Below are 16,908 nucleotides of genomic sequence, written 5' to 3'. Positions count from 1 at the left end.
GCGGCGGTCCTTCAAGCGGCGCGGAGCACGGCCTTGAAGCCGCGCAACAGCATCTCGACCGAAATGGCCACGAGGATCAGGCCCATGAGGCGTTCGAACGCCATGACCACGCGCTCGCCGACGAGCCGCAGGATGCGCTCGGCCAGCACCAGCACCACCGCGCAGACGAGCATGGTGACGGTGAGCGCCGCCACCCACTCGAGGCGGCGTTCGGGCGCCTGACTCACGAGCAGCAACACGGTCGCGAGCGCCGAGGGGCCGGCCAGCGCAGGCACGGCCAGCGGCACGATCAGCGGTTCGTGGGCGTCGGACACCTGCTCCTCGAAAGGCGGCGGGAAGATCATGCGCAGGGCAATCAAAAACAGCACGACCCCGCCCGCGATCTGCAGCGACAGGTCCGACAAATTCATCAGGCGCAGGAAACCCGCGCCCATGAACATGAAGGCCAGCAGCAGCACGAAGGCGATGAGCACCTCGCGCAGGATCACCCGCGCCCGCCGCGCAGGCTCCACCCGCTTCAGCGCATTGGCGAAGATGGGGATGTTGCCCAGCGGGTCGGTGATGAGCAGCAGCAACACCGTCGCGGAGGCGAAGTTGTACTCATTCACGACTGCCTCCCGCTTCGGCGCCGCGACGCCAGACCGATCATGCGCGGGTGCCGTGCCGGCGTTCGTAGGCTTCCTGGCACGCGACGCAGCGAGGGGTTTCGGGAGCGGCCTGCAGGCGCGCGGCGGGAATTTCGACCCCGCAGTCGATGCACGTGCCGTATTCGCCGCGATCCATGCGGGCCAGGGCGGCGTCGATGGCGCTGAGTTCGGCCAGCTCGTGTTCTTCGAGAGCGAATTCGGTTTCGCGTTCGGTCTCGCGCTGAGCGGGCGAGTCGTCCACGGAGTCGGGCTCGAAGTGCTCGGCGGCTGCTTCGACGCGGCTCTTGGTGCCGCCACGCTGGGCGCGCACACGCTCGAGCAGGTCTTCACGCATCCGCAGCAACTGGCCGCGCAGGGCTTGCAAGGTTTCGGGGTTCATTCATCGTTCTCCAAAAAGGCGAGTCCACAGGTTTGTATGCATCATCCGCGCCTGCGGCCCGAGCCGTCTTGACGGCGGTCAAGGTTGGCGCCTCCAGGACGGCACGAAAAGCCGATTCTGCACGGAACCCAAGGAGGCCCCCATGATGGCGCCCCAGCCCGACGACAGTCGCCATCAAACGCTCATCATCACCCGCCGCGGTGCGGACGGGTGCGTGCTCGACCGCTGCATACGCGCTCCCAACGGCAAGCTGCCCACCGCCGGCCACGAGGGGCACTGGGGCTGACCGAGATCTGGCGCGACGATCGCGTGCCGCGGCGCCGTGCTGCGCGGCGCGCGAGGGACTCGTGCAGCGTTGCCCGAAAAGGGTCGCCCCTCACTGGGCCTTCATGCGGGCCATCATCTGCTCGGTGTTGGTCTTGCGGTCGGCATGGACTTGTTGCACCGTGGGCCGCTCGTTCAGGCGCTTGAGGTAGTCGCGCACGGGCAGGTCGGCGAGTAGGTCGCGGCCATAGATCGTCTTGGTGGCCCCGGAGACCAGCGGCAGATGCACCGCCGCGGCGCAATCGGCCAGCGTGAAGCGCTCACCCGCAATGAAGGGGGAAAACCGGGCCAGCGTTGCGAAGGCCGCGATGTTTTTTTCGAGCTGCTCGAGCGTCTTTTGCTTCAAGCCGTCGCTGACCTTGCCGCCGAAGAAGGCCTCGGGGTAGAGGTTGCGCGCGACGAGTTCGAGATGCAGCTCGATGTAGCGCAGCAGCTCACGCACTTTGGCGGCGGCGTAGGGTTCGGCGGGCAGCAGCGGCACCTCGGGGTAGGCGGCTTCGAGGTACTCGAGGATCACGGTCGATTCGCTGATCGGCCCGTGCTCGGTGCGCACATAGGGCACCTTGCCCAGCGGGCTGGCGCTGCGGTCGGTTTCGCCGACCCAGGCCAGTTCTTCCTGGAACGGCACGCCTTTTTCGAGCAGCGCGAGCTTGACCTTGTTGTAGTAGTTGCTGGCGGCAAAGCCACAAAGGGTGAGCATGGTCGGTCTCCAAAGGGGTTGAGAACGGCCGCATCGTAGGGGCTGGCGCGGCGGCGCGGCGTCACCGGGCGGACATGCGGCGTTGATCAGCATCAATCGCTTCGGCGGAAAATGGCGATAATCCGCGGATGCTTTCGCGCCTGCGCCATGCCCGCCACCTCGCCCGCTTCGTGCTGGCGTGGTTCGTGCTGTCGCTCGGTGTGGCGGTGGCCTCGCCGCTCGTCGCGCCCAAGGCCATGCAACTGGTGTGCTCAGGCCCGGCCATGAAGATGGTGGTCGACGACGGCGAGGGGGGCTGGACCGATGTCGGCCACAACAGCCTCGACTGCCCGTTGTGCGCCACCGTGTCGGGCCCACCGGCGCAGCCCGTGCTTGACGTGCCGGCGCTGTTGGCTTTGACGCAGGTGCTGCGGCCCGTGGTGCCCGCGGGCGTGGACCTGGCCGCCTGCAGCGCCTGGCAGGCCCGAGCCCCGCCCTGCCACTCCTGAACCTCAAATTTGATAGCGGTCCAGCGCCGATTGGCGCCGGGGCCCGCCGATTTTGATGCGTATTCGGGAGCAAACATGGCTTTTTCCTCAACCATTGCGGCGACGCGCCGCCATGTCCTGAAGCTGGGCCTGCTGGCGACTGCAGCGGCGGCTTCGCCGCTGCTGGTCGGCTGCCAAAAAGTGGGCGAAAAGGCGGGCGAGGAGGCGCCGAGTTTCAAGGGCATCGACCTCACCGGCGCCCCCTACGGCAAGGACTTTCGGCTGACCGACCCCGACGGCAAAGAGCGCACGCTGGCCGACTTCAAAGGCAAGGTGGTGCTGCTGTATTTCGGCTTCACCCAATGCCCCGATGTGTGCCCGACCGAACTCACGCGCGACGTCGAGGTGCTGCGGCTGCTCGGGCCCGACGCCGATCGGGTGCAGGTGATCATGGTCACGGTCGACCCGGAGCGCGACACGCCGCAAGTGCTGCGCAACTACACGGCGGCCTTCCACCCGAGCTTCCTCGGCCTCTACGGCGACGCGCAGCGCACGCGCGAAACCGCCGACGCGTTCAAGGTCTATTACAAAAAGGTGCCCACCGGCGGCTCCTACACCATGGACCACTCCACCTTGACCTACGTCTTCGACCCCGAAGGCCGACTGCGGTTGGCGCTGCGCCACGAGCAAAGCGCGGCCGACGTGGTCCACGACCTCAAGCAAATCCTCGCGGGCAAGTAAGGGCAACGTTGAACAAGTCCCTCGCGCGCCGCGCATCCCGGCTGCGGGCGGTCTGCGTCCTTGGCTTTCCCTCTCGTCCTCGGGCGAGCCGATGCTCGCCTCCGATCCGATCTTCCATTGGAGTTCATCATGAAACGCAATGCTCTCGTCTCTTTCTTCGCCCTTCTTGCCCTGGCCACGACCGCGCACGCGGACGTCAAAGTGCAAGAGCCTTGGGTACGTGCCACGGTGCCGCAGCAGCAGGCCACCGGGGTGTTCATGACCCTGACCTCGGACAAGGACGCCAAGTTGGTCGAGGCCCGCTCGCCCGTGGCCGGGGTGGTCGAAATCCATGAAATGGCGATGGAGGGCGACGTGATGCGCATGCGCGCGCTGCCCCAGGGTTTGGAATTGCCTGCCGGCAAGCCGGTCGAGCTCAAACCCGGCGGCTACCACGTCATGCTCATCAACCTCAAGCAACCAGTCAAAGCCGGTGACACCGTGCCGGTGACCTTGGTTGTCGAGGGCAAAGATGGCAAGAAGGCGTCTATCGACATCAAGGCGCAGGCGCGCCCCCTGGGTACCGCAGCCGGTGCCAGCGCGGGTGCGCCCATGGGCGCAGGCGCTGGCATGGGCATGCAGCACCAACACGGCATGAAGCATTGAACCTGAGGCACGGCTCTGCCACCCCTCGCCATCCCTGAGCCCACCCCTTTTCCATGGTTGAGCGCAGCCGTCTGAACCGCCTGGCCGCATGGTTCGCCCTGCTGGCCATCGCATTGGCTGCGCTCATGCCGACGGTGTCGCGCACGCTGCAGTGGCGCGCCGCGGCCCACGCACCGTCGGAGTGGATGGAGGTGTGCTCGACCGCGGGCATGCAGTGGGTGTCGCTGCGCACCGGTGAGGTCTCACCGACCGACCCCTCGCGCGGCAGCACGGGCCGCCCCACGCTCGAGGCCTGCCCCTACTGCGTTTTCACCGCCGACCGGCTGGGGCCGCCGGTCGCTGCCCATCCCCCCTTGCCCGCCCTCGGCCGCGCCGTCGCGCCGGCGCTCACCCCGCCGGCCCAAGCCCTGTGGCTGGCCGCCGCCCCGCCGCACCAACGCGGCCCCCCGATCTCCGAAACCCCCGCGCCCTTGCCTGCGTAAGGCGCGCGGCGTTCGCCGGATGCGTTCCGCGTGGCTGAAGGCCCGCTGCCGTGCGGACCTGGCCGCCGCGCCGCTGCTGTCGAGTGCGCGCCGCCGCTGACCGCCCGCAGGTTTTCGCAGCACGGCGCCGGCGCCGGCGCTGGCGCGCCGCTGTCCTCGGACGGCATCCCCCCTGTTCTTGCCCGCCCCGGCGGGTTCGGAGACCTTGCATGAAACTCGTTTCTCACACCAGCCTGCATCCAGGCGGCAGCGCTGCGCTCACCCCGGCACCGCGCCCCACCGAGGGCGATGAATGGCACCTCGACGTGTCCCGCGGCCGCGCCCTGCTCGAACCTGGCCAGCACGCCACGCTGTGGCGCATCTGCAGCGGCGCCTTCCTGGTCGAGCGGCCCACGCGCGACGGCCCGGACGTGGTGGCGCTGGCGCTGCCGGGCGACCTCGTCGGCCTCGAAGCCTTGCTGGGTGAGCCCTGCACCTTTGGCGTGAGCGCCCTGCTGAGTGGCCGCGCGCGGCCCGAGTCGCTCGGCGGCGACGCCGGGCTCGCCCGCGCCCTGGGCGACGCGGTGCGCCAGCAACAGCGCCAGGCGCTGGAAATGTCGCAGCTGCGCAGCGGGCCGGTGCTCGAGCGGCTGCAGCACCTGCTGCACATGCTCTCGCGCGAGCGCGGCGGCGCCATCGAGCGCAAGGACCTGCCCACGCTCAAGGCCATCGCGCGACTGGTCAATTCCGCGCCCGAGACCGTCTGCCGCGAACTCAACCGCCTGCTGCCTGCGCGGCCGCGCGCCGCGCAACGCCGTGAGCGCGCCGCGGGCAACGCCTGGACGCTCATCGCCAGCGCCGCCATGCCGTCGGGCCGGATGGCCCAGGCCGCCTGAGGCGGCTCATCCAACGCTTTCCTCAACTCATCAGGAGACTTGCAATGAACCAAAGAACCCGATGCCCGAGCGCACGCACGCGCGTGGCCATCGCCCTGGCCCTGGCCTTGCCCGCCTGGGCAGCGCAGGCGCAGAGCACGGCCACCGTGCAGCTCCGCGACGTGAACGTCAGCGGGGACGCGGACGCACGGCTGCCGCGCGCCAGCGGCCGGCTGGACCTCAACAGCCTGGTCGGCAAGCCCAGCTATTACACCGACACCGCGCAACTGCTGGCCGAACTGCCGGGCGTGTCGGTCTATGGCGCGGGCGGCGTTTCGGCGCTGCCGGTGATCCGCGGCCTGGCCGACGACCGCTTGCGCATCACCATCGACGGCGTCGATGCGATTGCGTCATGCCCGAACCACATGAATGCGCCGCTGTCGTACATCGACCCGTCGCAGGTCGCCTCGGTGCGGGTGTACGCCGGCATCACCCCGGTGAGCGCGGGCGGGGACTCGATAGGCGGCAGCATCATCGTCGAGAGTGCAGCGCCGCAGTTTGCCGAGCCCGGGCAGAGCGCGCTGGTCAGTGGCGAGGCGGGGGCCGCGGTGCGCAGCTTTGGCGGCCAGAGCCTGCATCTGGCGGCCAGCTATGCCACCGAAAACCTCGCGCTAAGCTACCACGGCGCGACCAGCCAGGCCGACAACTACAAGGCCGGCGCCGCGTTCAAAACCTCAGACGTGACCGGCAACATCGGCCACACGCTGCCGCTCGACGAGGTGGGCTCCACCGCTTACGAGACGCGCAACCACCAGCTCGGCCTGGCGTTCAAGAGCGGCGCCCACCTGTTCGAGGCGCAGGCCAATCTGCAAGACCTGCCCTACCAGCTCTACCCGAACCAGCGCATGGACATGCTGGACAACCAGATGAAGCGCTTCACGCTGCGCTATCAGGGCCGCTACGACTGGGGCACGCTGTCGGCGCGCGCCTGGCACGAGAAGGTCGACCATTACATGGATTTCGGCCCCGACAAGCGCTATTGGTATGGCAACGGCGCGCCGCCCACCGGCTCAGGCGGCCCGATGGCGCTCAACGGCAGCCCCTGCGCGCCGCTGTCCATGACCTGTGCGGCCGGCATGCCGATGTACACCGCCAGCCGTACCGACGGCGCCGCGCTGCAGGCGGTGGTGCCGCTGCGCGAGGGTGAACTGCTGCGCGCGGGCTTCGACTTTGTGAACTACCGGCTCAACGACTGGTGGCCGCCCTCGGGTGGCGGCATGTGGCCCGGCACGTTTGAGAACATCAAGAACGGCCGGCGCGAGCGCAGCGCGATCTATGGGGAGTGGGAACGCCAGCACAGCGCGCAATGGATGACGCAGCTCGGCCTGCGGGCCGAGCGCGTGCAGATGGACGCCGACCCGGTGCGCGGCTACAGCACCGCGCCAAACGCCATGGGGATGCAGGCGCGCGATGCGGCGGCGTTCAATGCGCTCGCGCGGGGCCGCACCGACCACAACTGGGACTTCACCGCGCTGGCGCGCTACAACCACAGCGAGGCGCTGGACGCCGAGTTCGGCTTTGGGCAACGCTGAATAAGTTCCCGTGATGGCGCGCGCCCGGCCGCGGGATGGGATGCGAGGCGCAAACCGCAGCCATAGCCGAAGCTATGGCGAGGATTTGCAACGACGCAGACCGCCCGCAGCCGGGATGCGCGACGCGCGGGGGACTTGTTCAGCGTTGCCTTTGCGCACAAGACGCGCTCGCCCAATCTCTACGAGGTCTATCCCTGGTCGACCTGGCAGATGGCCGCGCTGATGAACAACTTCGTCGGCGACGGCAATGGCTACATCGGCAACCCCGCGCTCAAGCCCGAAAAGGCCAACACCCTGAGCGCCACCTTGGACTGGCATGCGGCCGACCGCCAGGCCTGGCAGCTCAGCGTGACGCCGTATTACACCCGGGTCGACGACTACATCGATGCGCAGCAGTGGGACGCCACCGCCAACGCGCCGCGGACGACGCTGCTGAAAAACCAGTTCACCGTGCTGCGCTATGTCAATCAGACCGCGCGGCTGCAAGGCGTGGACGTGGCCGGCCAGATGGCGCTCGCCAAGAACGATTGGGGCGCCTGGTCGCTTGCCGGCAAGGCCAGTTACACCCAGGGCAAGAACCTCACCACCGGCGACCACCTCTACCAAATCATGCCGCTCCATGCGCGGCTCGCGCTCACGCAAGCGCTTGGGCCCTGGCGCAACGCGGTCGAGTGGGTGGCGGTAGCGGGTAAGCGCGACGTCAACGCCATGCGCAACGAGATCGAGACGCCGGGCTACGCACTGGTCAACCTGCGCGCGAGCTACACGCACAAGAGCCTGCGCGTGGATTTCGGCGTAGAGAATCTGTTCGACCGTTATTACGTGCTGCCACAAGGCGGCGCCTACGTCGGCCAGGGCACGACCATGACCACCGGTGGCGCCAGCTCGCCCAAATGGGGCACCGGTGTGCCCGGCCCCGGACGCGCGCTGTATGCCGGCGTGACCTACAAGTTCTGACGCACCACGGCCTTCGGAGGGAGGCCAGGGGCCGGCACGGGCGTTGCAGGGCAGCCCGGGTCGGCCCTATTTACTTCCAAAAAAATAGCACTACCAGACCGGATCACGCTGGCATTCCGGCGTTTTTCTCCAATTTCGGCCGCGCCGGCCGCCGCGGGTGCGCCCCCTGCTCAAAAGTGCCGGGCTGGGGTATTCTGAGCACCACGCTATTCACCCGCGCACAGGAGCAGCCATGAACCCAGCCACCCCGTTCGAGTTCGCCAAGTTCGTCCCCGGTTTCGAGTTTCTGCAAAACCTGGCCAAGGGCGCGACGCAGAACATCCCGCAGTTGCCCAACCTCGGCAACTGGGTGGCGCCGACGATCAACGTCGAGGAGCTGGAAAAGCGCATCGAAGAGCTCAAGGCGGTGCAGTTCTGGCTCGACCAGAACGCCGCGGCGCTCAAGGCGACGATCCAGGCGCTCGAGGTGCAGAAGATGACGCTGGCCACGCTGCAAGGCATGAACTTCAACATGGGCGATGTGGCCAACGCCTTCAAGCTCAAGGCCGCCGACACGGTGATGAGCGGCGTGCAGAAGGTCACCGAGACCGCCGCCGGCGCGGCCGGCACCGCAGCCGGTGTGGCCAGCGGCGTCGCCTCGGGCGTCGCCAACTTGGCGTCCGATGTGGCGCAAGCCGCGACGGGGGGTGGCAAGAAAGCCGCGGCCAAGCGCTCGGCCAGCCGGGCGAGCACCGCCAAAAAAAGCACGCCGGCGCCGACGGCGCCCGCTGGAGGCGTGATCGACCCGATGCAGTGGTGGGGCGCGCTCACCCAGCAGTTCCAGCAGATCGCCGCCAACGCCATGAAAGACGCCGCGCGGCAGACCGCGGTCGACACGACCAAGAACATGGCGACCGGATTGGCGCGCGAAGCCGTCAAGGCCGCCACCGCGCCGGCCCGCGCCGCCACCGCGGCCGTCAAAAAAGCCACCACGGCCGCGCGGCCGCGCAAGACGCCGGCGAAAGCCGCATCCCGTTCCAGCACGCGACGCTGAGTTGGCGAACAGCGGCGCGCGCTGGGGGCCGGCCGCCGCCAGTCAGATCCCGCGGGCGCGGTCGGCGGCGAAGCGCTGGCGGAATTCGGTGTAGCCTCCGGCGTCGAGCGCCGCACGGATTTCGCGCATCAGGTTCAGGTAGTAGTGCAGGTTGTGCACCGTGGTCAGCATGGGGCCGAGCATCTCGCCGCAGCGGTCGAGGTGGTGCACATAGGCGCGCGAAAAGCCTTCGCGGCCGCCTGCCTCCCAGGGCACGCCGCTCGCGCCCGCGCAGGCGTAGCAGGTGCACGAGGGGTCGATCGGCTGTGGGTCGGTCTTGTGGCGGGCGTTGCGGATCTTGAGGTCGCCGTAGCGCGTGAACAGCGTGCCGTTGCGCGCGTTGCGCGTGGGCATGACGCAGTCGAACATGTCCACCCCGCAGGCCACACCTTCGACCAGATCCTCGGGCGTGCCGACACCCATCAGATAGCGCGGCTTGTGCGCGGGCAGGCGGTGCGGGGTGTGCGCCATGATGCGGCGCATCTCGTCTTTGGGCTCGCCCACGCTCACGCCGCCGACGGCGTAGCCGGGGAAGTCCATGGCCACCAGCGCTTCGAGCGATTCCTGCCGCAGGTGCTCGAACATGCCGCCTTGCACGATGCCAAAGAGCGCGTTGGGGTTCTCCAGCCGTTCGAATTCGGCCTTGGATCGCGCGGCCCAGCGCAGGCTCATCTCCATGCTGGCGCGCGCCTCGGCCTCGGTGGTGACGTGGCCCGAGGTCTCGTAGGGCGTGCATTCGTCGAGCTGCATGACGATGTCGGAGTTGAGCACCGTCTGGATCTGCATGCTCACCTCGGGCGACATGAAGAGCTTGTCGCCGTTGACGGGCGAGGCGAAATGCACGCCTTCCTCGGTGATTTTGCGCATCGCGCCGAGGCTCCAGACCTGAAAGCCGCCGCTGTCGGTGAGGATGGGCCGGTGCCACTGCTCGAAGCGGTGCAGCCCGCCGAAGCTGCGCACCACATCGAGGCCCGGGCGCATCCACAGATGAAAGGTGTTGCCCAGGATGATCTGCGCGCCCATCTCGTGCAGGCTGCGCGGCATCACGCCCTTGACCGTGCCGTAGGTGCCCACCGGCATGAAGATGGGCGTTTCCACCACGCCGTGGTTGAGCGTGAGGCGGCCGCGGCGCGCGTGCGAGGCGGGGTCGGTGGCGAGCAGTTCAAACGTCAGCATGGGCAGCAGCAGGTTCGGGTGGGCGCGCGCGCTCGAGCAGCATCGCGTCGCCGTAACTAAAAAAACGGTAGCGCTCGGCGATCGCATGCCGGTACAGCGCCCGGATGTGCTCGTAGCCCGCAAAGGCGCTCACCAGCATCATCAGCGTGCTTTTTGGGAGGTGGAAGTTGGTGATGAGCCGGTCCACCACGCGAAAGCGAAAACCCGGGGTGATGAAAATCGTGGTGTCGCCACGGGCTTGGCCGCTCGCCGCCCAGCTTTCGAGCGTACGCACCGTCGTCGTCCCCACCGCCACCACCCGGCCGCCGCGGGCGCGGCAGGCGGCGATGGCGGCCTGCGTGGCTTCGGGCACGTCGTACCACTCGGCGTGCATGCGGTGCTGCGCGAGGTCCTCGGTCTTGACCGGCTGGAAGGTCCCTGCGCCCACATGCAGCGTTACGGCGGCGCGCGCGACGCTGCGGGCCTCGAGTGCGGCCAGCAGCGGCTCGTCGAAGTGCAGCGCGGCGGTCGGCGCGGCGACCGCGCCCGGCGTGCGCGCGAACACGGTTTGGTAGCGGCGCTCGTCCTCGGCGCTGTCGGCGTGGGTGATGTAGGGTGGTAGCGGCACATGGCCGTGGCGCTGCATCAGCGTCCAAGGGTCGTCGGAGAAGCGCAGGTGAAACAGCGCGCCCTCGGCGTCGGGCCAGCGCCCGAGCAGCGTGGCGGTAAAGCCGCCGCCCTCGATGCCGCCGGCCATGTGCAGCACAGCGCCCAGCGGCGGCTTCTTGCTGACCTTCATGTGCGCGACCACCTCATGGCCGCCGAGCACCCGCTCGATCAGCAGTTCGAGCTTGCCGCCGCTGGCTTTTTCGCCAAACAGCCGCGCTTTGACGACCTGCGTGTCGTTGAACACCAGCAAATCGCCGGGTGCGAGCAAGGACGACAGATCGCGAAAAATCCGGTCCACCGGCGTGGGCCTCGTGCCGTCGAGCAGCCGCGATGCGCTGCGCTCGGGCGCCGGGTGCTGGGCGATCAGCGCCTCGGGCAGCGCGAAATCGAAATCAGAAAGCGTGTAGCGCCGTGGCGAGGCGCCGGAGGCTGAAATCACAGTCATGGCACTGGGCTGGACAGGCCCGGGTGAGGGTGAAGCAAGTGGCGCGAAAGCGCCCCTCATGGACGCGGCGGAGCCGGCGTGGGAGGCCGCATTGTTTCATAAGCCGACGGGGGGAGGGGCCCTGTGGAGGTGGGTAGGGATGCCTTGCGCTTTCGATGCCTCAGAGGCTGAGAGGGAATTGGGCGTGCCCGAAGGGGCGCCCAATTCCCTCTAAGCCTCTCAGGCACAATCGCGGCATGAACACGAGCGCGCCACGTTTTGCGATTGTCGCAGCCCTCGTCGCCAGTCTCATGGCTTGTGGCGGCGGCTCGGACAGCCCGCCGCCGCTGACCCTGACCATGGTGATGCCCGCGGCGCAGGATGAGATTTACACCGTTGGCGTGCCTGTGTCTTTGGCCGCACAGGTGTCGCTCGGCGAGCAGCCGGTACCCGATGGCACCACCGTATCTTGGCAGGCGGCACGAGCGGTTTTTTCTCCAACGGCCAGTCCGACCCTGAAGGGGCAGGCACAGACCCGCATGACCGCCACCAGCCCTGGCGTGGTTTCGCTGACGGCCGGCGCGAGTGTGGGGCTTCGGAGTGTTGCGGCGAGCCAATCGCTGACGTTTCGACCGCCCCCCGAACCGATGGCGGTGTTGGTGCCGGCGTATTTCTACCCACTGGCGGAGGGGTCGCCCTGGGATGATCTGATTGACGGGGTAAAGAGCCATCCCGAGGTTCGGGTGGAAGCCATCTTCAACCCGGACGATGGCGCATTGACCTCGGTCGACCCCTACGAGGTCGAAGCCTTGGGGCGCTTCGTCGCAGCCGGAGGGCGGGCACTGGGCTATGTCGCGACGGGTTACGGGAATCGTTCGCTCGACGCGATCAAGCTCAACGTCGACCGCTATTTGCAGCTGTACGGACGAGGCCTCATCAGCGGCTTCTTCTTGGATGAGATGGCGGACGGCTCAACGTCGTTACCGCTTTATCAAGCGCTGGCCGCGTACATCCGCAGCATCGATCCGACACTGCGCGTGGTGGGCAACCCGGGTCTCTTGCCAGAGGCGGGCTACGCAAATGTCGCAGACACCTTAGTCGTTTACGAAGGGCCGCTCAGCACGTACGCGGGCTTCGATCCGCGAGCCTCTGCGCCCTGGGTTTATGAGCGCACGAACAGCGGTTTGGCCATGCTGGTGCACGACAGCGTCGGCTGCGCCACCATGCAACGCGCCCTTCAGTCGGCGGCAACGGCCCGCAACAACACGGGCTGGGTCTACGTGACGGATTTGCAGTACGACCCCGTGACCGATACGGGCAACCCCTGGGCGCGGTTGCCCATTTATTGGGGCAGCCTGTTGGACACCGTGGCGGCACTCAATCGGGGCGCGCCTCTGCCAGGCTGTTGAGCGCCCCGCGCGCCTTCCGCTCGGTGACTCAGTAGTGCGGAAACGGCGTCCGATGCGGCTCGGCGCCGGTTTCTTTGCGGGCGTAGGCTGCTTGCAGGTCGGCCATGATGCGCGGGTCGCGCTGGGCGATAGCCCACAGGCGGGCGTCGGCGCGGCGCTGCGCGCGTGCGCGGGCCCATTCGTCGAGCAGTTCGGTCAGGCGCTGCGCGAAGCGCCGCACGGTGCCGCCCAGCAGCACGATGGCGGCAAAGCCGAGTGCCCACAGGCCCGCCCAGGCGAGCAACAAATGGCCGTCAGACCAGGTTTCGATGATCTGATCGGCGACGACCAGCATGGCGGACACGATGGCCGCGAGCAGCAGCGCCGCCAGCGCCCGAGCGGTCGTGCGGCTTGCGGGCAGCGGTTCGCGACTTTCGGGCAGGTCAGCGGTCGAGCGCAGGGTCAGCGGGGTGTCGGGAGAGGGACTCATGATCTTCATCCTTGAAAAGCCCGGTAGGGCTGGAGGCGAAGATTAGGGTTTCCACGGGTGTTTTTCTACTTTATATTGATGATGTTGAACATTCATCATCGTGATGATGTAATGGCGTGATGAGCCCTGCCGACAGCACCGTCAACTTCCGCACTTTCGACTTGAACCTGCTGCGGGTCTTTGACGAAGTCATGGCCGAGCGCAGCCTCACGCGCGCCGCGCGCAACCTGGCGTTGACGCAGCCGGCGGTCAGCAATGCCTTGCGGCGGCTGCGCGATGCCTTGGGGGACGACCTCGTACGGCGCAGCGGGGCGGGGGTCGAGCCCACGCCGCGCGCGCTCGCCCTCTGGCCCGGCGTGCGCGAGGCGCTGCAGAGCCTGGAGCAGACGCTCGCCCCGAGCCGCTTCGACCCGGCGGCGGCGCGGGACCAGTTCGTGCTGGCCATGGCCGACGCGACCGCTGCAACGCTCGCGCCCGAACTGGAGCGGCTCGCCTCGGTCGAGGCGCCGGGTGTGACCCTGCGCATCGTGCCCTTGACCACCCGCGATCCGCGGCGCTGGCTCGAGGAAGGTCAGGTCGATCTGGCGGTGGGCTATTTCCCCGCGGTGCTGGCCGACCTGACGGCGCGCACCCAGGCGGCCGAGGCGGTGGCATACGCGCACCAGCGGCTCTATACCGGCAGCTATGTCTGCGTCATGCGCCGCGGGCATCCGCTGGCGAAAGGGCCGCTCACCTTGTCGCGCTATTGCGCGGCGCGCCATTTGCTCGTGAGCTTTTCGGGCCGACCCTGGGGCTTCATCGACGAGGCGCTGGCCGCGCTGGGGCGCAGTCGGCGGGTGGTGCTGACCGTGAACCAGTTCTTCACCGCTGGCCGGGTCGTGGTTCAGTCGGACCTGCTCACCGTGCTGCCGCGGCATTTCGTGCCCCAAACCGGCATGGCCGATGAACTCGTGATGCGCCCTCTGCCCTTCGAGGTGCCGCCGGTCCATGTCGAAGCGCTCTGGGCCCGTCGCAGGGACCGCGATGCGGCGCACCAATGGCTGCGCAGCAGCGTGCTGCGGGCGGCCGAGGCCGTACAAGAGTTCAAAAATGAGAGCGATTGAGCGCCATTTCCTGCCGGCAAGCGCCCACTTTTTTAAAAATGATCCGGATTTGGGTTGAAGCGGGCCCGCCATCCACCCAGCCCCGATGAAGATCCAGCTGCTCTCCGACCTTCACCTCGAGGCCGACCCGGGCTTTCAGCCGCAGCCCTCTCCCGGCGCCGACGTGCTGGTCCTGGCCGGCGACATCGGCTCGTACCAGCGCGGCTCCAAGCTCCCGCTCCAGGCCGATGCCGATTTCGGGCTCGCGCGCTTTAGCCCGCAGCACGGCTGGCCCACGCCGGTGGTGTTCGTGCCCGGCAACCATGAATACGACGGGCTGGACTTCGACGCCGCCCACGCCCGCCTGCAAGCCACCTGCGAACGCCTGGGGCTGATCTGGCTCGAACGCCGCAGCGTGCGCATCGGCGGCGTGCGCTTCATCGGCACCACCTTGTGGAGCGACTTCGACGCGCTGTTGCCCGAGCGCGCGTCACGCGGCCACACGCGGACCCAAGCCCGCGCGCAAGCCCGCCAGAAAGCTTTTCGCGCCGCCGACTTCTACCTGTGCAAGACCGGCACCACGCGTGGCGGCGCACCGTTTCTGTCCGAGGCCGTGCGTGGCCAGGCGCTGGTGTGTGAGCAGTGGCTGCGCAGCGCACTGGCGCAGCCCTTCGATGGGCCGACCGTTGTGGTCACTCACTTCGCCCCAAGCCTGCGCAGCGCCGACCCGCGCTACGGCCTGGTGCCGGGAACCGCCGGTTTTTGCAATCGCCTCGACGAGTTGCTGGGCGCCGCACGGCTGTGGCTGCATGGCCATGTGCATTGCCGCGTCGATTACACCGAAGCCGGCTGCCGCGTGGTGGCCAACCCGCGCGGCTATGCGCACAAACACGAGCAGGAGGGCTTCGATGCGCAGCGGCTGATCGACTTCAAACCCGCAAATTCAAGCTGAAGAGTATCCATGGCGAACGAATGGATACACAAGCAATACCGCAAAGACCTTATAGTGACTCTGCAGTCACATCGCAATCTTTCCGGTCTATGCGTCTTGCTGCGGTCGCCCCGGATCTTCAGGAGAGTCCCATGGATCAAGCCGACACGTCCTGGTTTCATGCTGCCTTGCCCAAGCGCAGGTTTCTTCAATGGAGCGCGGCCGCCGTCACGCTCGCCGCGTTGAGCGCCTGCGGCGGTGGCGACGACGACCATCCGCCCGACATCGTCGAGCTGGCGAAATCCGAGGCCGACCTGAGCATTCTCGTCGAGGCGGTGGTTGCCGCGGGCCTGGTCGACACGCTCAAAGGCCCCGGCCCGTTCACCGTGTTCGCGCCGACGAATGCGGCGTTTGCTGCGCTGCTGGGCGAGCTCGGCGTCACCCAGGAGGCGCTGCTGGCCAACAAGCCGCTGCTCACCGCGGTGCTGACTTACCATGTGGTGCCGGGCCGTGTGCTCAAGGCCGACGTGCCGATCAACACCGCCATCCGCACGGCGCAGGGCCAGACCTTCAGCATCGACGCCATGCTCAGGATCACCGACCAGCGCGGCCGCATGGCCAGCATCGTCGCGACCGACGTGTTCACCAGCAACGGGGTGATCCACGTCATCGACAAGGTGATTCTCCCGTCCGCTTGAGGAAAAACCGGCGCAGCAGGGGCTGCCGCGCGACCATGTGCCGCTAGACTGTGCGCCACCATCCCAACCCACGAGGAGAGGCGCCATGAACATCCTGCTCGCCGTCGACGGCAGCCCCTACACCAAGAAGATGCTGGCCTACCTGGTCACGCACAACGAAATCTTCAACGCCAGTGCGCAGTACACCGTGCTGACGGTGCAGCCGCCACTGCCGCCGCGGGCGCGGGCCGCGGTCGGCAAGGACGTGGTCAACGCCTATTACGCCGAGGAGGCGGAAAAGGTGCTCGCGCCGGTGCGCAAATTCCTCGAGCGCCACGGCGTGACGGCTCAGTCGACCTGGAAGGTTGGCCCGGCGGGCGAAACCATCGCCAAGTTCGCCGAAGACGGCCAGTTCGACCTCATCGTCATGGGCTCACACGGCCACGGCGCGCTGGCGAGCCTGGTGCTCGGGTCGGTGGCCACCCAGGTTCTCGCGCACTGCAAAGTGCCCGTGCTGCTGGTGCGCTGAGCTCGTCGCGCGCACCGCTCAGCGCGCTTCGAGCCCTTCGAAGCAGGTGCTCATCACCAGTTCGATGATCTGCGCGTCGCTGAACTGGCCCGAGGCTTTGAGGAACTCCAGCACCGGGTCGCAGGCGCGCGCATAGAGCGTGTAGAGCACGGCCAGCGGCGGCAGCGCGGGGTTGATGCTGCCTTCGCTCTGGGCCGCTTCGATCCAGCGGCCCAGGCGGTCGCTGATCTCAATGAGGCCGTTCATGTAGTCGGCGCTGTTCATCAGCGTTGCGCGCAGGCTGGAGTTTTGGCTCGGCAGCGAGGGCATCTCACCGGCGAGCTGCAGTTCCATGGTCCAGCGCGCCACCGCTTTGATCTGCTCGAGCGGCCGGCCATCTGCGGGCAAAGACGCCAAGAAAGCCTGGGCGCGGCGCATCACACGCACCATCGCGGCGCAGGCCAGATCCTCCTTGCTGGGGAAGTGCTTGTAGAGGCTGGCCTTGGCGATGCCCACCTCGGCGGCGACTTCGTCCACCGTCATGGCGTCGAAGCCTTTTTCGGCCAACAGCCGGTTCACGGCGGCGATGATGGCGTCCTCGCGCGCCTGCAGCATCTGTGCCTTGAACGAGGGTTTGGTGCGCACGGGCGCAAGAGCGGTTTCGGTCATGATGACCTCATTCTAGAACCGCGCGTATAACCCTTGTTTGATCCGGCCAAAACGC

21 protein-coding genes are annotated in these 16,908 nt (G+C 67.7%); 14 read left to right on the top strand and 7 right to left on the bottom strand.

From position 1 onward, the window contains the following. Positions 1-11: 11 nt before the first annotated feature. Both EDC62_RS09365 and EDC62_RS09360 read right to left on the bottom strand, forming a co-directional pair. Positions 12-608, bottom strand: coding sequence for a MarC family protein (locus tag EDC62_RS09365; RefSeq protein WP_124222974.1), 597 nt, complete (start codon positions 606-608; stop codon positions 12-14). 37 nt (positions 609-645) lie between these two features. After that, positions 646-1,026, bottom strand: coding sequence for a TraR/DksA family transcriptional regulator (locus tag EDC62_RS09360; protein WP_124222972.1), 381 nt, complete (start codon positions 1,024-1,026; stop codon positions 646-648). 142 nt (positions 1,027-1,168) lie between these two features. Here EDC62_RS09360 and EDC62_RS09355 point away from each other — a divergent pair, with 142 nt between their 5' ends. After that, a complete protein-coding gene (locus tag EDC62_RS09355; protein ID WP_245968827.1) occupies positions 1,169-1,312 on the top strand; it encodes a hypothetical protein in 144 nt (47 codons plus the stop codon). Between the two features lie 90 nt (positions 1,313-1,402). On the opposite strand, the gene EDC62_RS09350 is transcribed toward EDC62_RS09355, so the two are convergent. Then, on the bottom strand, positions 1,403-2,050 hold the full coding sequence (locus EDC62_RS09350; protein WP_124222970.1) for a glutathione S-transferase: 648 nt from the start codon (positions 2,048-2,050) through the stop codon (positions 1,403-1,405). A 128-nt stretch (positions 2,051-2,178) separates the two neighbouring features. Between EDC62_RS09350 and EDC62_RS09345 the strand changes: the two genes are divergently transcribed. The 8 genes from EDC62_RS09345 (at position 2,179) to EDC62_RS09310 (ending at position 8,821) form a co-directional block, all read left to right on the top strand. Beyond that, a complete protein-coding gene (locus EDC62_RS09345; protein WP_124222968.1) occupies positions 2,179-2,538 on the top strand; it encodes a DUF2946 family protein in 360 nt (119 codons plus the stop codon). A 75-nt stretch (positions 2,539-2,613) separates the two neighbouring features. After that, a complete protein-coding gene (locus EDC62_RS09340) occupies positions 2,614-3,258 on the top strand; it encodes an SCO family protein (RefSeq protein ID WP_124222966.1) in 645 nt (214 codons plus the stop codon). Positions 3,259-3,387: 129 nt separating this feature from the next. After that, entirely contained in the window at positions 3,388-3,903 is a 516-nt protein-coding gene (locus EDC62_RS09335; RefSeq protein ID WP_124222964.1) for a copper chaperone PCu(A)C, read from the top strand. 53 nt (positions 3,904-3,956) lie between these two features. Beyond that, positions 3,957-4,385, top strand: a complete 429-nt coding sequence (locus tag EDC62_RS09330; protein WP_124222962.1) for a DUF2946 family protein — start codon at positions 3,957-3,959, stop codon at positions 4,383-4,385. Positions 4,386-4,594: 209 nt separating this feature from the next. Next, positions 4,595-5,260, top strand: a complete 666-nt coding sequence (locus EDC62_RS09325; RefSeq protein WP_124222960.1) for a Crp/Fnr family transcriptional regulator — start codon at positions 4,595-4,597, stop codon at positions 5,258-5,260. Between the two features lie 44 nt (positions 5,261-5,304). Further along, positions 5,305-6,831: a TonB-dependent receptor plug domain-containing protein gene (locus EDC62_RS09320; protein ID WP_124222958.1), complete on the top strand. Its 1,527-nt coding sequence runs from the start codon at positions 5,305-5,307 to the stop codon at positions 6,829-6,831. A 135-nt stretch (positions 6,832-6,966) separates the two neighbouring features. Beyond that, on the top strand, positions 6,967-7,788 hold the full coding sequence (locus EDC62_RS09315) for a TonB-dependent receptor domain-containing protein (protein ID WP_124222956.1): 822 nt from the start codon (positions 6,967-6,969) through the stop codon (positions 7,786-7,788). A 232-nt stretch (positions 7,789-8,020) separates the two neighbouring features. After that, positions 8,021-8,821, top strand: coding sequence for a PhaM family polyhydroxyalkanoate granule multifunctional regulatory protein (locus tag EDC62_RS09310; protein ID WP_124222954.1), 801 nt, complete (start codon positions 8,021-8,023; stop codon positions 8,819-8,821). A 42-nt stretch (positions 8,822-8,863) separates the two neighbouring features. Here the strand turns inward: EDC62_RS09310 and tgt are convergent, their stop codons facing one another. Both tgt and queA read right to left on the bottom strand, forming a co-directional pair. Then, a complete protein-coding gene (gene tgt, locus EDC62_RS09305) occupies positions 8,864-10,036 on the bottom strand; it encodes a tRNA guanosine(34) transglycosylase Tgt (RefSeq protein ID WP_124222952.1) in 1,173 nt (390 codons plus the stop codon). Next, the gene (gene queA, locus EDC62_RS09300) at positions 10,023-11,129 is read right to left on the bottom strand and encodes a tRNA preQ1(34) S-adenosylmethionine ribosyltransferase-isomerase QueA (RefSeq protein ID WP_211330975.1); all 1,107 of its coding nucleotides are present in this window, start codon (positions 11,127-11,129) and stop codon (positions 10,023-10,025) included. Before queA ends, tgt begins: the two co-directional genes overlap by 14 nt. Before the next feature lie 236 nt (positions 11,130-11,365). Between queA and EDC62_RS09295 the strand changes: the two genes are divergently transcribed. Then, on the top strand, positions 11,366-12,517 hold the full coding sequence (locus tag EDC62_RS09295; protein WP_170159046.1) for a spherulation-specific family 4 protein: 1,152 nt from the start codon (positions 11,366-11,368) through the stop codon (positions 12,515-12,517). Positions 12,518-12,545: 28 nt separating this feature from the next. Here the strand turns inward: EDC62_RS09295 and EDC62_RS09290 are convergent, their stop codons facing one another. Next, on the bottom strand, positions 12,546-12,986 hold the full coding sequence (locus tag EDC62_RS09290; RefSeq protein WP_124222948.1) for a hypothetical protein: 441 nt from the start codon (positions 12,984-12,986) through the stop codon (positions 12,546-12,548). A gap of 119 nt (positions 12,987-13,105) precedes the next feature. Here EDC62_RS09290 and EDC62_RS09285 point away from each other — a divergent pair, with 119 nt between their 5' ends. The 4 genes from EDC62_RS09285 (at position 13,106) to EDC62_RS09270 (ending at position 16,205) form a co-directional block, all read left to right on the top strand. Further along, on the top strand, positions 13,106-14,089 hold the full coding sequence (locus EDC62_RS09285; RefSeq protein WP_124222946.1) for a LysR family transcriptional regulator: 984 nt from the start codon (positions 13,106-13,108) through the stop codon (positions 14,087-14,089). An 85-nt stretch (positions 14,090-14,174) separates the two neighbouring features. Beyond that, positions 14,175-15,020, top strand: coding sequence for a metallophosphoesterase (locus EDC62_RS09280; protein WP_124222944.1), 846 nt, complete (start codon positions 14,175-14,177; stop codon positions 15,018-15,020). A gap of 131 nt (positions 15,021-15,151) precedes the next feature. After that, positions 15,152-15,697 (top strand): fasciclin domain-containing protein, encoded by a 546-nt coding sequence (locus EDC62_RS09275; protein ID WP_245968826.1) that lies wholly within the window; start codon positions 15,152-15,154, stop codon positions 15,695-15,697. Positions 15,698-15,782: 85 nt separating this feature from the next. Continuing rightward, on the top strand, positions 15,783-16,205 hold the full coding sequence (locus EDC62_RS09270) for a universal stress protein (protein WP_124222940.1): 423 nt from the start codon (positions 15,783-15,785) through the stop codon (positions 16,203-16,205). Positions 16,206-16,223: 18 nt separating this feature from the next. Here the strand turns inward: EDC62_RS09270 and EDC62_RS09265 are convergent, their stop codons facing one another. Continuing rightward, a complete protein-coding gene (locus EDC62_RS09265; protein WP_245968825.1) occupies positions 16,224-16,853 on the bottom strand; it encodes a TetR/AcrR family transcriptional regulator in 630 nt (209 codons plus the stop codon). Positions 16,854-16,908: the final 55 nt, after the last annotated feature.

This window comes from Tibeticola sediminis (assembly GCF_003843835.1).
In the GTDB taxonomy this organism is placed as follows: Bacteria; Pseudomonadota; Gammaproteobacteria; order Burkholderiales; family Burkholderiaceae_C; genus Tibeticola; species Tibeticola sediminis.
The sequence above is the reverse complement of the archived record's forward strand: the minus strand, read 5'-3'. Positions and strand labels throughout refer to the sequence as shown.